Annotated in this window: 10 protein-coding genes; 4 read left to right on the top strand and 6 right to left on the bottom strand. The window is 71.4% G+C overall.

Going from position 1 to position 14,829, the window contains the following annotated elements:
- Positions 1 to 2,239, bottom strand: a 2,239-nt coding sequence (locus WG922_RS15810; RefSeq protein WP_340283699.1) for a DNA internalization-related competence protein ComEC/Rec2, incomplete at its 3' end; no start/stop codon positions are given.
- A 381-nt stretch (positions 2,240 to 2,620) separates the two neighbouring features.
- Between WG922_RS15810 and cls the strand changes: the two genes are divergently transcribed.
- The 4 genes from cls (at position 2,621) to WG922_RS15790 (ending at position 10,725) form a co-directional block, all read left to right on the top strand.
- Positions 2,621 to 3,880: a cardiolipin synthase gene (gene cls, locus WG922_RS15805; RefSeq protein WP_340283698.1), complete on the top strand. Its 1,260-nt coding sequence runs from the start codon at positions 2,621 to 2,623 to the stop codon at positions 3,878 to 3,880.
- 12 nt (positions 3,881 to 3,892) lie between these two features.
- Positions 3,893 to 5,755 (top strand): autotransporter assembly complex protein TamA, encoded by a 1,863-nt coding sequence (locus WG922_RS15800; protein WP_340283697.1) that lies wholly within the window; start codon positions 3,893 to 3,895, stop codon positions 5,753 to 5,755.
- On the top strand, positions 5,752 to 10,011 hold the full coding sequence (locus WG922_RS15795) for a translocation/assembly module TamB domain-containing protein (RefSeq protein ID WP_340283696.1): 4,260 nt from the start codon (positions 5,752 to 5,754) through the stop codon (positions 10,009 to 10,011). The genes WG922_RS15800 and WG922_RS15795 overlap by 4 nt, the downstream gene beginning before the upstream one ends.
- Positions 10,012 to 10,119: 108 nt before the next feature.
- Complete coding sequence (locus WG922_RS15790; RefSeq protein WP_340283695.1) at positions 10,120 to 10,725, top strand: thioredoxin fold domain-containing protein; 606 nt, start codon at positions 10,120 to 10,122, stop codon at positions 10,723 to 10,725.
- Between the two features lie 227 nt (positions 10,726 to 10,952).
- Here the strand turns inward: WG922_RS15790 and WG922_RS15785 are convergent, their stop codons facing one another.
- The 5 genes from WG922_RS15785 to WG922_RS15765 form a co-directional block, all read right to left on the bottom strand.
- Positions 10,953 to 11,651 carry a DUF599 domain-containing protein gene (locus WG922_RS15785; RefSeq protein WP_340283694.1) on the bottom strand — a complete coding sequence of 233 codons (699 nt, stop codon included), beginning with the start codon at positions 11,649 to 11,651 and terminating at the stop codon, positions 10,953 to 10,955.
- Between the two features lie 145 nt (positions 11,652 to 11,796).
- A complete protein-coding gene (locus WG922_RS15780; protein ID WP_340283693.1) occupies positions 11,797 to 12,387 on the bottom strand; it encodes an NAD(P)H-dependent oxidoreductase in 591 nt (196 codons plus the stop codon).
- Positions 12,388 to 12,465: 78 nt separating this feature from the next.
- A complete protein-coding gene (locus WG922_RS15775; protein WP_340283708.1) occupies positions 12,466 to 13,371 on the bottom strand; it encodes an isocitrate lyase/PEP mutase family protein in 906 nt (301 codons plus the stop codon).
- Positions 13,372 to 13,388: 17 nt separating this feature from the next.
- Positions 13,389 to 14,219: a sugar phosphate isomerase/epimerase family protein gene (locus WG922_RS15770; RefSeq protein ID WP_340283692.1), complete on the bottom strand. Its 831-nt coding sequence runs from the start codon at positions 14,217 to 14,219 to the stop codon at positions 13,389 to 13,391.
- 3 nt (positions 14,220 to 14,222) lie between these two features.
- On the bottom strand, positions 14,223 to 14,759 hold the full coding sequence (locus WG922_RS15765; protein WP_340283691.1) for an amino acid synthesis family protein: 537 nt from the start codon (positions 14,757 to 14,759) through the stop codon (positions 14,223 to 14,225).
- Between the last annotated feature and the right edge of the window lie 70 nt (positions 14,760 to 14,829).

The raw sequence follows: 14,829 nt of genomic DNA, 5'->3' as shown, positions 1-14,829 counted from the left end.
CCAGCAGCAGGTCGGCACGAAGAGACGCGTGCGCATTGGCACCGCCGTCCTCGCCCGTCCGTATCCGGGCCGGTGTGAGCGTGGATGCGTGCGCCTGGTGGTGCGGCTGCTCTTGCGGCTGCGGCCCGCCCTGTTCGGCACGGGCCTGCGCCTGCTCTGACCGAACGTCAACCGTCGCCTGCTTCACCACGCGTTCGGCCGCGAGCAGGCGCTGCTCCTGGGCGCGCTCGATGTCGCCGGCCAGCAGCGCGACCCGCCCGGCGGCCGAGACGCGCAGCACGCAGCTCAGGGCGTTGGGGCGAAGGCGCGGTGCTGAAAAATCCGCGTCGGACGGGTGGAGGAACTCGAAACCCACGCCGTCCCACGTCCACCGCCGCCCCGCGACGCAGCGCTCGGAACTGCGTCCGGCGAACACCGGATCTCCCGACGGCACCGACGACCACAGCCGTGCCGATGGCTGGGTGGCCAGCACCGCGGCGGCACCGCCGCTGTGGTCGCTGTCACGGTGGCTCACGACCACCGCGTCGAGGCGTTCGCCTGCAGCGCGCAGCAGCGGCACCAGCACGCGCGAGCCGGCCTCGCTGTCGGGCCCCCAGCGTGGGCCTGTGTCGTAGAGCAGGCTGTGGCGGGCGGTCCGCACCAGCACCGCACTGCCCTGCCCCACGTCGGCTGCCAGCAGTTCGAAGCTTCCCGGCGCGGGGCGCTGCGGCTGCCACAGCAGGGCCGGCAGCAGCAGGGGCACGCCGAGTGCACGCAGCGTCCAGGGTACCCGGACCACCAGCAGCACGCTGCCCAGCAGCGCCGGCACGGCGAGTGCCAGTGGCGGGACGGCGGCTGTCCACACCGCTGCGGGCGCCTGCGCCATCGGCCTCAGCACCCCGCCGAGCAGCGCCACGGCCAGCCCCGCCGCGTCCCACAGCGGCGGCAGCAGCACGCCGGCGAGGCCGAGCGGCGTCACCACCAGCGTGACCCAGGGCACGGCGACGAGGTTTGCGAGCAGGCCGACCAGGGACACCTGCCCGAAGAGGAACAGCGTGAGCGGCGCCAGTGCCACCGTGATCACCGCCTGCTCTCGAAGCAGTCCGGTGAGCTTGCCCAACGCCGGACGACGCGTGGCGAACAGCACGCCAACCGCGACGAAGCTCAGCCAGAAGCCGGGCTGCAGCAGCGCCCACGGATCGACCGCGAGCACGACGGCAGCGACCAGCAGCCACACCATCGGCCAGGGCCACTGCAGGCCCGCCAGTCGCAGCGCGGTGATGGTGGCCAGCATCCAGACCGTGCGCTGCGCCGGCACGCCCCAGCCGCTGAAGACCGCATACGCGGCGGCCAGCAGCAGCCCGCCGGCGATCGCCGCATGCGCCGCTGGAACGGCCAGGCACAGGCGCGCGCTGCGCCGCCAGGTCCGGCGCAGCACCGCCGCCGCCGCCCACGCGAACAAGGTCACGTGCAGACCCGAGATGCTCATGAGGTGGGCCACTCCGGTGGCACGGAACACGTCCCAGTCGTCCCGGGAGATCGCGCGCTGGTCGCCCACCACCAGCGCCGCGACCACGCCCGCGCGCGCCTCGTCCTGCACCCGCTCGAAGATGGCGTCGCGTACCTGCTGGCGCAGTCGCTCGACCGGGAAGCGGGCGCTGTCGCCCAGGCGCGCCGGGGCTGCGTCGCCCTGGCCCGCGCGCACGTAGCCCGTGGCCCGCACCCCCTGCTCCCACAGCGCGAGCTCGTAGTCGAAGCCTCCGGGGTTGACCTGCCCGTGCGGCGGCTTCAGGCGCACGCGCAGCCGCCATCGCTCGCCGACGCGCAGCGCCGGCGGCGGCTGCAGGCCCGGATAGGCAAACCAGCTGAGAACCACCGGCGATGCCCACGGCACGGATGCGCCTGCGAGCTGCGCCGATTCCACCTCGAACAGGAAGCGCTGGGCATAGGCCTGGCGCTGGGGCATGGCGGCCACCACGCCCGCCAGCTCCAGCTCGCGTGCTTCCAACGCCACCGGCAACGCGCTGCGCGCGTAGTGAACCGCGCGCAGCCCGGTGAGCGCCAGTGCGGCGAACGCTGCGGCCAAAGCCAGGAGCACGGCGAACACCGCCGCGCGGCCCCCACATCGCCAGCGCAGCGCGCCGACAACGAGCGTCAGCGCCGCGGCGGCACAGGCGCCGTACGCCCAGGCTGGCCACAGCGCCTGCTGCTGCAACTGCAGGGCCGTTCCGGCCAGCCACCCCAGCAGGGCGGCGCTCACCGGCCGGTCCGCACGGTGCGGCGCGCCGCGGCGCCATGCGCCTGGCCAGCGCTTCGCCGGCGTGCGTCGCAAGCCTTCGCGCTGCACATTGCATCGCTATCCGCGGCGCTGACGGCGGGCAGCCGCTTCATGGCGCGGCCATCGGCCGCATGCCCCGCAGTGATGGCATTCGCATGTGATTCCTCCCTCTGCCGCGCGTGCAGGGCCGGCGGCAACCTTGTCGTGAAGGCGTACTTTGTACCTCATATGCCAAGCCATCCGGCAGCGTTGCCGAGCGGTGCGCTGTCGCCCCCACGGGCGACTGCGCAAGCCGCAGCGGCCCGAAACAGCAGTAGCAGCCGTCCTACGCGAAGCCTGGCTCAGCCCTGCGAAGCTTGCGCCGTGCTGCTCGCCTTCTCCATCCTCGCCACCGTGGTGGTCGCGCTGCTCGTCGTGAATTTCGGCGTGGCGGAGCGCCGCGTCGAACAGGACGTCGAGCATCTCTACACCATCGACGACGAACAGTTCTATCGGTCCATGAGCCTCCTGCTCGGCCCCGAAATGGTGCGGGGCAACCGTATCACCGAGCTGATCAACGGCGACCGCATCTTCCCCGCCATGCTCGAAGCCATCGCCGGGGCCCGGCGCACGGTGCTGTTCGAAACATTCATCTACTGGTCGGGCGACATCGGCACGCAATTCGCCGAAGCACTGGCCGAGCGCGCGCGCGCCGGGGTGAAGGTGCACGTGCTGCTGGACTGGGTGGGCAGCCTGCGCATCGATGCCGACCTGCTCGAGCGCATGAAGGATGCCGGCGTGGAGGTGCACATGTTCCACCCGCTGCGCTGGTACCACCTCGGCCGCATGAACAACCGGACGCACCGCAAGCTGCTCATCGTCGATGGCTGCGTCGGCTTCACCGGCGGCGTGGGGATCGCGCCCCAGTGGACGGGAGACGCGCAGGACCCCGAGCACTGGCGCGATTCGCACTTCAAGGTCGAGGGGCCCGTCGTCGCGCAGATGCAGAGCGTCATGCTGACCAACTGGAGCAAGACCACCGGGCGCCTGCTCCACGGGCCGGACTACTTCCCGGCCCTGCAACCCGTCGGCGACCAGACCGCCCAGATGTTCGCCAGCTCCCCCAGCGGCGGAAGCGAGAGCATGACCTTGATGTACCTGCTCTCGATCACCGCCGCGGCGCGCAGCATCGACCTGGGGACCGCCTACTTCGTGCCCGACGAGATCAACTGCCGGGCGCTGCGCGCGGCCGTTGCGCGGGGCGTGCGCGTGCGCATCATCACCGCCGGCAAGCACACGGACGAGCCGCTGGTGCGTCGCGCCTCGCGCGGCATGTGGGGGACACTCCTGGAGGCCGGGGTCGAGCTGTACGAGTACCGGCCCACCATGTTCCACGTCAAGGTGATGATCGTGGACCGCCGCCTCACCTCGGTGGGGTCCACCAATTTCGATCCACGCTCCCTGCATCTGAACGACGAGGCCAACCTGAACGTCTACGACCACGATTTCGCCGCCCGCATGTCGGAGGTTTTCGAGCACGACCTGACGCGCTGCCGGCGCATCACCCTGTCCGAATGGCAGGGGCGCCCCGTGGGCGAGAAGGTCAAGGAACGGCTGGCGACCGTGCTGTCGCCCGTGCTGTAAGCCCCCGTCTTCATGCACCGATTGCTCCCCCGTACCTTCTCCACCGCTGCCCGGCTGGGGGCCTTGCTCACCCTGGCGCTGCTGGCGGGATGCGCCCAGACGCCGCCGGCCAGCCCGCAGGAAGACGCCCAGGCCCAGGCCACGCCTGGGGAGCCGGTGCGCCCCGCCTTCGATATCGAGGTTCGCGCCCCCGACCGGCTGGCCACGCTGCTGCGCGACAACCTGAGCCTGCGGCGCTACCGGGAAGTCGGCGACCTCGAGGAGGTTGAGCTGGAGCGCCTCGTGGCCCTGGCCGAGCAGGAGGTACGGCGCCTGCTGGCAGCGCAGGGCTACTTCACGCCCGAGGTCTCCATTCGCCTGGAGCGGCAGGCCGAGCCCACCCGGGTCATCGTGGCCGTGCAGCCCGGCGAGGCGGCCACGGTGAGCGACGTGGAAATGGCCTTCGAAGGCGACATCGCCACCTCCGACGCGCCGAAGGCGCAGGAGCTGCGCGCCGCCATCCGCGAGGAGTGGGCGCTGCGCACCGGTGAGCGCTTCACGCAGGAGGAGTGGGATCGCTCCAAGCGCGAGGCGGTCCAGCAGCTGGTGGCGGTGCGCTATCCGCGTGGGCGCATCAGCTACAGCATCGCCGCTGTGAACGCCGAGGCCGCGCGCGCGCACCTGGGCCTGCGCCTGGACTCCGGGCCCCTGTTCCGGCTCGGACCCATCGTCGTGACGGGCGCCGAGCGCTACCCGCCACTCGTGGCCGAGCGCCTCGCGCGGCTGCCGCTTGGCGGTGTCTACAGCCGCCAGGACATCATCGACGCGCAGCTGCGCCTGACCGGCAGCGGCTACTACGACACGGCCTTCCTCTACGTCGATCCGCAGAGCGATCCCGACGCCGCACCCGTGCAGGTGAACGTGCGCGAGTCGCCGCTGCAGCGCTGGGTGTTGGGCCTGGGCCTGACCACCGACCTGGGGCCGCATGCATCGGTGGAGTACCGCCGCAACCGCTTCCCCAACGCGTTCTGGCGCACCGATGCACGGCTGCAGATCGAGGAGAAAAACCCCTTGGCCGAGGTCCAGCTGCTCTCCATCCCCAACCCGGACGGCTGGCGCTGGGGCGGACTCGCTCGCGTCTCACGCGTGCTCGACGACGACGGCCAGGACACCCGCGCGCTGCGTCTGCGTGCGGGACGCAGCCGCGTCGAGGACCACATCAGCCGAGAGGCCTACCTGCAACTCGACCGCGCCAGCGTGCGCGACCGAACCGACACGCTCCCGGCCGTCGAGCGCGGCGAGGGCAGTGCCCTCACCGCCAACTATGTCGCCGCCTGGCGCTACTTCGACTCGCCCACCAGCCCCACCCGAGGCTGGGGCATCGCCGCCGAACTCGGCGCCGGCATCACCCTGAGCGGGCCGCGCCGGCCGTTCCAGCGGACCGTGCTGCGCTGGGAGAACTACGTGCCATTCGAGCCCTCGCGCCTGAAGGTGCGCACCGAAGCCGGCGCGGTCTTCGCGGCCGACGACGCCGAGATTCCATCGACGCAACTGTTCCGCACCGGCGGCGACACGACCGTGCGCGGCTATGGCTTTCGCGAAATCGGCGTCACGCGCGCCAACGGCGTCGATGCGCCGGGGCGCTACCTGCTCGTGGGCAGCGCAGAATGGATCCGCCCGATCCGCCTGCGCGGTGAACCGACCAGCTTCGAGCACACCTTCTTCGTCGATGCCGGCGCCGTAGCCGACCGGCCCAGCGAACTCGATCCGGTGTTCGGCGTGGGCACGGGGGTTCGCTACGTCAGTCCCATCGGGCCGCTGCAGGCCAGCATCGCCTATGGCCTCGAATCGCGGCGTCTGCGGCTGCACCTCACTGTGGGAGTGACCTTCCAATGAACCGGCGCACATCCTCCGGCCGTATCGCCCGCTGGCTCGGGCTGGGCCTTGCCGGCCTCGTGCTGCTGCTCGTGGTGCTCGCCGCCGCACTGTGGTGGTGGGCAGGCACGCAGGGATCGCTGCAATGGGCGCTGGCCCGCTTCGGCGAACCCGCCGGCGTGCGGGTGCAGGGAGTCACCGGCTCGCTGCGCACGGGCATGCAGGCCGAGCAACTGAGTTGGCAGCAGGACGGGCTGCAGGTGCGCGTCGAAGGCGCCGATATCGCGTGGGACACCCGGGCCCTGCTGGGCCAGCGCCTGCAGATCGACCGCTTGAACGCCAGGCAGTTCGAGGCCGTGGATCGGCGCCCGGAGCAGCCCGGGCCCGGCACGCCGCCCGACTCGCTCTCGCTGCCCTACCCCGTCACGGTGGAGTCCTTCAGCATCGACCGCCTGCGCTGGGACGGCGGCACGCCCTACGAAGTGCGCGGCTTGTCGGGCAGCTATCGCTACGACCGCGAAATCCACCGCCTCGAGCTGCGCAACGCCGAGCTCGACCCGGGGAGCCTGCGCGGCGAAGTCGAGATCGCCGACTCGGGGGACTTCCCCTTGAAGGCCAGGCTGATCGCCGAACTCAAGGCGCCGGTCCCCGGCAGCGAGCAGGTCGTGCCGCTGCAGGTCGAGGCCACCGCCCAGGGGCCGATCACCGCTTTCGCCTCCGAAGCCCGATTGCGCGCCACTGCGCCCGACGGAGCCGCCGACCAGGCACCCTCGGCCCACGTCACGGCGCAGGTCACGCCCTGGAAGCAGCCGCCGATCGCCAAGGCGAACGCGCAGCTCGATCGCATCGATCCCTCGGCGTTCTGGCCCAGCGCGCCCGAGGCCTTGCTGACCGGGCAGGTCTCGGTGGCGCCGGCGGAGGGCGAAGCCTGGACCATCGATGCCAACGTGGCCAACGCCCGCCCCGGTCCCTGGGACCGTCAGCGGCTGCCGACCTCGCGGTTGCAGGCGCAGGCCGAATGGCGGCCCGACGGTCCGGTGCTGGTGCGCAACTTTCGCGCACAGGTAGGCGACGGAGTCGCCGAGGGCGAGGGAAGGTGGGAGAACGACGGCTGGCGCCTCGACGCGCGGATGCGCGACCTCGACACGGCCGACGTGTACACCGAGATGGGGTCGAGCTCCCTGACCGGGCGCGTCAACCTGCGCGGCGTGGGCGAGGACGTCGAGTTCTCGGTCGATCTGCAATCGCCCGGCGCGGATCCGCAAGCCCCGGCTCCTGTTGCGGCCCCAGGTGCGAACCCTGCTCCTGCTCCTGCTCCTGCTCCTGCTCCTGCTCCTGCTCCTGCTCCTGCCCAGCCCCCGGCGCGCTCGAGCGACGCGGACCCGGCATCCGGCACTCCGCCGGCCCTGCCACCGATGCGCGCCCGTTTCGCGGAATTCGTCGCGCCCGCTCCCCTCTTCGCTCAGGCAGGCCGCGAGCGCGACGGTGCCGCACCCGGCGGCGCGCCGCTCTCCGACTCGGCCCAGCGGCACAAACAGCAACAACAGCAACAGCAACAACGACAGCAGCCGGCGCAAGCTGCCGAGCGTGCCGCCGGCCCGCAGCAGGCGCAGCCGCCCCAGGGACGGCAGTCGCAGGCGCAGGCGCGGACCCCGGCGCAACCGCAATCGCAGTCGCAGCAGTCGCGGTCGCAGCAGTCCCAGCCGCAGCCCTCGCAGCAGCAGCAGCAGCAGCAGCAACCGCAGCAAGGGCAGCAATCGGCCGAGCCGCCCCGCCAGGACTGGCAGGAGCTGCTGCGCGCCCTCGAACTGCGCCAGCTGATCGCCACCGCACGCTGGTCCAAAGGCGTGCTGATCCTGCCGGACATCGACGTGCGCACCGACGACGCCCGGCTGCGCGGCAGCCTGCGGGTGCGGCCGAACGACCGCTGGGCCGAGGGGCAGCTGCAGCTGCAGGCGCCCGGGCTGAACGCCCGCTTCGACGGCACCGTGGCGCCGCAAAGCGGAGGCGGCACCCTCGAGATCCAGAGCAGCAATCTCGGACGTGCCACCACCTGGATACGCAGCCTGCCGGCAGTGCCGCGCGAGCAGATCCCGCAGGTCGATGGCGCCGGGCGCATGACCCTGCAGTGGCAGGGCGGCTGGGAGAACCCGAACGTGGAGGCCCGGATCGCCCTGGAGCGATTCGACATGCCTCCTTCGAGCGGCGCGCAGGGCGCGGGCGAGCAGCCGCAGGAGGCGCTGTCCCTGCGCGACGCGGTGATCACGGTGGACGGATCGCTGCAGCAGGCCCGCGTGGCTTTCCAGGGCACCGTCAATGCGCAGGGTGTGCAGGCCCAGGTGGAAACGCGGGGCGAGATCGAGCGCACCGAACAGGCCTGGGTGCTGCAGCTGCAGGCGCTGCAGGTCGCCGCCCAGGGGCTGGCCGAGATCGAAGGAACATGGCGGCTGGGGCTGCAGTCGCCGGTGGCGGTGCGCTGGGAGCCGGCCGGCGCGCTGCGCGTCGGGCCCGGCCAGGCGCTGATCACCGCTCCGGTCACCGAGGGCCCGTCGCAGGCTGCCATCGCGTGGCAGGAAACCGTGTGGCGCGAAGGCGCCTTGCAGACTGCCGGTAGTTTCGAGAGCCTGCCGCTGTCCTGGCTGCAGCTCGTCGCCGGGCGCGACCTGCTCGGACCCAATGTCGCGGGCAACCTGCAGTTCGACGGCCAGTGGCAGGTACGCACGGGCGAGGCGCTCGAGCTGCGGGCCACGGTACAGCGCACCGCGGGCGACCTCACCGTGCTCGCCGAAACCGGTGGCGGCCAGACCGTTCGCGTGCCGGCCGGGATCGAGCTGGCGCGCATCACGCTGGACAACGAGGGGCCGCAGGTGCGCCTGCAGCTGCAGTTCGCGAGCGAGCGCGCCGGCAGCCTCCAAGGCGCGGTCACGACCCGGCTGGAACCCGGCGGTGCGCTGGGCTGGCAGCTGCCCGAGAACCCACCGCTGACCGGCAGCCTGCAGGCCGAACTGCCAGCGCTGCGGGCCTGGTCGGCGCTGGCACCGCCGGGCTGGCGGGTGCGCGGTTCGGTCCAGGCGCAGGTGGACGTGGGCGGCACGCTCTCCGAGCCGCAGCTGGACGGGCTCATCACCGCCCAGGACCTGGCGGTGCGATCGGTCGTCGAGGGGGTGGCCCTGCAGGACGGACGGCTGCGCGCCCGGCTGGACGGCCAGCGCGTGGTGATCGAAGAGCTGGTGTTCGCCGGCGCCGGCGCGCAGCAGACCGGCAGCCTGCGCGCCACGGGCGCCGCGGCGCTCGGGCCCCAGGGCCTGCAGCTGCAGCTCGACGCCAACCTGGACGACCTGCGCGCCAGCGTGCGCAGCGATCGCCAGGTCACCGTGTCGGGCGACGCGCGCGCTCTGGTGGGCCCCGGCGGCATCGAGATCACCGGCGACCTGGACATCGACCGCGCGCTGATCGTCATTCCCGAGGCGGGCGCCCCGGTGCTGGGAGACGACGTGGTCGTCTTCAACCTGCCCCCGGGCGTGGAATTGCGCCCAGCCCAGCGCGCGGCGGCCGAGGAAGGCGAGACGCCGCTGCGCATGGCGGTGAACATCGACCTCGGCAACGACTTCCGCATCCGCGGGCGTGGCATCGACGCCGGCCTGCGCGGCGGGGTGCAGGTCAGCGGAGCCGACCTGTCCGATCCGCGCGTCACCGGCTCGGTGAACATCGTCAACGGCGAATTCGCCGCCTACGGGCAGCGCCTCGAGATCGAACGCGGCATCGTGCGCTTCACCGGCCCGGCGACCAATCCGGCGCTCGACGTGCTGGCCGTGCGGCCGCGGCTCGAGCCGAAGGTGGGGGTGCAGGTCACCGGGAATGCCCAGGCGCCCGACATCCGGCTGTACGCCGAGACCGCCATGACCGACGCCGAGAAGCTGTCGTGGCTGGTGCTGGGCCGCTCCTCTGGCGGGGGAGGCGCCGAAGCCGCGCTGCTGCAGCGCGCGGCGCTGGCCCTCGTGACCAGCCGCACCGGCGGCGGCAACGACGACGGCCGCGGCTTCGCAGGGCTGCTGGGCCTGGACGAGCTCTCGGTGCGCCGCGACGAAGAGGAAGGCGCTGCGCTGGCCATCGGCAAGCGGCTCGGGCGAGACCTGTACGCGACCTTCGAGCGCAGCCTCTCGGGAGCCCTGGGAACGCTCTACGTGTTCTACGACATCACCAGCTGGCTCACGCTGCGCGCCGAGGCCGGCAACCGCACGGCGGTCGATCTGATCTACCGCATCGCGTACGACTGACTGAGGTTCGATCCAACCGGCTCTGCGCAGCTCCATGGCCCCGTCCGCAGGGCGGCGTCTGCGCCTCTGGTAAGGTTCGGCGCGCCCGTTGTCCTGTAAGAACACGCCATGAATCTCACTTCCCAGATCCGTATCGCCCTTGCCGCGACCGCCTGCGCCGCCCTCGCCGCCTGCGGTGACCAGCCGGCCAGTTCCCCGACCCAGCCGGCCGCTCCCCAGGCCGCCACGCAGGCCGCTTCTCCGGCCGCGATCGCCGCCGAGGCCAAGGGCTTCACGGTGGGATCGGAGATGAACGTGCGCCGCGTGTTCGTCTTCTTCGATCCGCAGTGCCCGCACTGCGCCGCGCTCTGGCAGGCCGCCAAGCCGCTGCGCTCACAGGCCCGCTTCACCTGGATCCCCGTGGGGCTCATGAACCCCACCAGCACCACGCAGGGCGCCACCATCCTCGCTGCCTCCGACCCGGTGGCCGCGATGGACCGCCACGAGTCGCTGCTCAGCGCCAAGCAGGGCGGCATTCCGCCCGAAGGCGATGTGGAGGCGCAGCGTGCCGCCATCGCTTCGAACACCGCGCTGATGAACCGCTACGGTTTCGGCGGCGTGCCCGTGATCGTGGCCAACCACGCGGTGACGGGCGAGGTGGTCGTGCGCGAGGGCTCCATGGCCACGGCGGCGCTTGCCACCGCGCTCGGACTGCAGGTGCCGGCCGGCAACTGACGAGACGCTTTCGGGCGCTTCGATGCGGGCGCCCGTCGCAGTCGCCGGGATCTGCCTCGTGCCGGCACGCCGGCGAGAACTTGGCCTCGTCGTGTTCCGCCCGCCTGCGCGGTGGCATTGCACCGCCGCGCGGCGCGTGGGAGGTGTCGAGGCTGTCGCGACGGGTACGGCGTGTGCCGCCTTCCAGGTCACCGGTGCCGTGCCCCGGGTGCGCCGGCTCGCCTGGCCTAGTCGCGCAGGACGGCCAGCACCTCCGAGTGGAACTCGCGCCCGTACAGCACAGCAGCCACCAGGGCCGCGGCCACCGCGAACGCCACGGGAGAGAAGAACCACGCGATGGCTGCGAAAGCGAAGTAGTAGGCGCGTATGCCGTCGTTGAAGGTTTCGGCGGCCATCCCGATCAGGGTGCCGGCCCGGTGGGCGTAGTGTTCGCGATCGACGCCGCCGGTGGCGAAGGCTTCGGGCGGTGGCATCGCCCCGAGCATCAGTGCTGCGAAGGTGTACTGGCGCATCGACCACGAAAAGCGGAAGAACGCGTAGATGAAGATCGCCGCGAGCAGCAGCATCTTCAGTTCGAACACCGCGATGCTGGTCTGCGCCGCGAACGGAATGTCGCGCACCACCTCGGCCGCCCGGTCGGTGGTGCCGAGCAGCGCGAGGACGCCGCCGATGATGATGATCGCAGTGGACGCGAAGAACGAGGGACTGCTCGAGAGGCCCTGCACGATCAGCCCGTCCATCATGCGCGGGTCGCGGTAGGTCGCCTGCACCATCCAGGCGCGGCGCTGCAGGTTGGTAACGGCCAGCAAGGTGGCGGCGCCGCGCCGGCTCGCGCGGTCGCTGTACCAGGAATAGCCGGTCCAGACGACCAGGAACCACGCCAGCGCCACTGCGTCGGGCCACGTCAACAAGGTGATGGGCTGCATCCGCGGATCATAGGAGCGGACAGCGCGCCGGCGATCGCCGTGAGATCGCGATTCACGTCGGGCGGAAGGCGGAAGGCCGTCGGGCGTCACCGGTCGGCGATCGACACTCCGCAGAGCCCGGTCACAGGCGAGCAGGACCGGGCGTTCAGCCGGCCTCGCGCCCCAGCTTGCCCAGGCGCCGCAGCCACTTCTGCGCGCCCTCTGCGTCCAGCGTGCCGACCATGCCGATCAGCGTCTCGCGCACCGGGGCGATGCCGACGAAGCCGAGGATGTTGCGCTCCAGGGACTTGACGCTGTGGGCGCGGAAATACCAGCGGTACACGATGGCCGGCATTCCCATGGTGACCACCACCCGCGCCGAACGCCCGCCCAGTGCCTTTTCGGTGAACGCGGTGCTGCCTTCCTTGCGCTTGAACGCGAAGCCGGGTCGCGCCACCTGCTCCAGGAAGCCCTTGAGCAAGGCGGGCATGTCGCCCAGCCACAAGGGAAAGAAGATGACGATGTGCTCGGCCCAGGCGATGTCCTGCTGCGACTGGCGCAGCCCGGGCGGCAGCTCGCCCTGCTCCCATTCGGACTGGCTGCGCAGCAGGGGGAATTCGAGCTCGGCCAGGCGGCACCAGCGCAGCTCGTGCCCGGCGTCGCGGGCGCCGTCGGCGTACGCCTGCGCGAGGCCCTGCGCGAAGCGCTTGGGATCGGGGTCGGGGTGGCCCTGGATGAGGAGGATGCGCTTGCCCATGGAGGCACTTTAAGCTGCTTGCCCGCCGGCCCCTTGACCGTCATCAAAGGCGCCACGAAAGGTCGGCGTTGCGAGCCCTCAGGTGGCTCCGACCGTGGCGCGCTCGAGCGCCAGCATGGCCTGTAGTCCCACGCAGTCGTTCAGCTCCTGCAGCTGCGCGCGCACCGAGGTGCCCGCGAGCACCGGCAGGGGCCGTCCGGCATGCAGCGCGCCATAGCTGTCCGCCATGGCCTTGTACATCGCCGCCATCACCGGGTTGGCCAGCAGCACGAGGCGAAAGCCCAGAGCATGCAGGTCCGCCAGCGGCAGCACGCACGACTCCACCCCACCCTCGGAGGGCATGCAGACCAGGCACGGCGGCAGGCGCGCCCCGATGAATGCCGCCTCCTCCGGCGTGCGCGGCATGCAGAACAGCAGGTCCGCCCCGCGCCGGTGATAGGCCTCCAGGCGACGAACGCAATCGTCGATGCCGGTGGTGCGCACCGCGTTGGTCCGCCCGATGACAAGGAAATCGGGCGAGCGGCGCGCGGCCACTGCGGCAGCGATCTTCTGCTCCATGAGCGGCTGCGGCACCATTTTTTCGAGTCGCACGTGGTGGTGCGCCCGCTTGGGCATCCACTGGTCCTCGAGCTCGATCGCGCAAAAGCCAGCCGCTTGCGCCACGGCGACTGTGCGCTGCACGTGCATGGGGTCGCCCCAGCCGCACACCCCGTCCATCAGCAGCGGCAGCGGGCTGACGGCGCGTATGCGCAGCGCATCCCCCGCGACCTCCATCAGCCCGATGTTGGCCTCCAGGCCGCCGTGGAAGTAGCCGAGCGGTCCGGCGCCGAGGTAGAGCGCGTGGAAGCCCGCGCGCTGCGCCACCTGGGCGCTCAAGGCATTGAAGACCGTCGGGACCACCAGCGGCTGCCCGGCCGCGAGCAAGGCCTGCAACGACGTGCCCGCCGGGAAAGGGCTTGCATCGGCGATGTCGTGCCCCTGCATCGTCACGGCGGCCCCACCTACGCGACGCCGGCTGCGCGGGCCGCATCGGCGAGAAAGGCGCGGGCCTGGACCATGTCCTCCAGCGTTCCGAAGGCATTGATGAACGGCCCCCTCCAGCCACGGGCGTCGAGCGCGGCGAACAGGGCGCCGAAGTCCATGTCGCCCTGCCCCGGCCGCAGGTGCTGCTCGACGCCATTGCGCCAGCAATCGGCCAGCCGGATTTCATCGACGCGCTCGAGCGGAATCGCGGCGAGGAAGCCCTCGACGCCTTCGGGGACGAGGTGCGCGTGGTTGGCCGTGAAGGACAGGCGCAGCGCCGGACTGGAAATCTGCTCGTAGAAGTAGCGCCACTCCTGCACGGTGTGGGCCAGGTAGTGCACCTCGGCGTCCTCGGGCTCCTTGTTCAGGTTCTCCAGCAGCAGCACGACGCCGGCACGCTCGGCATGGTCCGCGGCGCGCGTGAGCCGCGCGAGAGCGGCCTGCATCCGCATGGCCTTGTCCTTGCCGAAGTGGTAGCCGGCGTGGACCACCACGCCCGCGGCGCCGAGGCGGGCGGCGCAGTCCACGTAGGCCTCGAGGTAACGGTCCACCCCGTCGCGCACATGCAGCGACACCTCGGCCACGTTGACCGCCGACAAGGTGTGCAGGCGCAGCGAAATGCCTGCGGCTGCAAGGACCTCGCGCGCCGCCTCGCAGCGCCGTGCGTCGAATGTTTCGAGTGCGTTGGCGCCGACGTCGAGCTCGACATCGACAAAGCGCACGCCTTGTGCGTGCGCCCAGCGCACTCCGTCCTCCAGCGGCAGGCGCCGCCCGAGATCGACGCCGATGCGCTGCTCCAGCGGCTCCATGGCCTACTGGCGCGCGTGGGGCCGCCCACCGCTCGAGACGGCTAGCACCACCATGATCTCGTCGGGCATGGGCGCGTCGGGCACCCGCACGGTGAAGTTCTGGTGGTGCTTGCGCTGGTACTTGCCCGCCTTGGTCTTGAGCGGAATGTCGATCGCACAGCCGGTTGCATCGACCTTCTCGGCCGAGGGAATCGGCGCGTCGCCTGCAGACGCCTCGCGCAGGGTGTCGCCGATCTCCTTGCCGTGGATCAGCACCGAGCCGTGCTCCAGCTCGCCGCCGATGCCGACGATGACGCCCTTGCCGAAGGCCTCGACCTGGTCGGGGCCGCCGAGCGCCGCCACCACCTGCCGGCTCAGGCGAGGTCCGAGCTCCAGCCCGGCGGCCCCGAGTTCGGTCAGGTCCTTCACATATTCGCCTGCATACGGGTTCTTCACGATCGCGGCCACCGCCGCGAGCCGCAGCGGCTTGTCGAGCTTGCGGCCGCCCTCGTAGTGGATCTCTTCGAGAACCTGGTGGATCTTCCTGATCTGCAACTGCATGGAACCAACTCCTGTCGTGATGGAAAGAAAGCGCCGAAGGAAGGCTGCGGCACGCCGGCACCGCGAAGCA

It is taken from the genome of Ramlibacter sp. AN1015, from assembly GCF_037726105.1.
Taxonomy (GTDB): domain Bacteria; phylum Pseudomonadota; class Gammaproteobacteria; order Burkholderiales; family Burkholderiaceae_C; genus Ramlibacter.
This window is presented reverse-complemented; position numbering and strand designations above follow the sequence as displayed.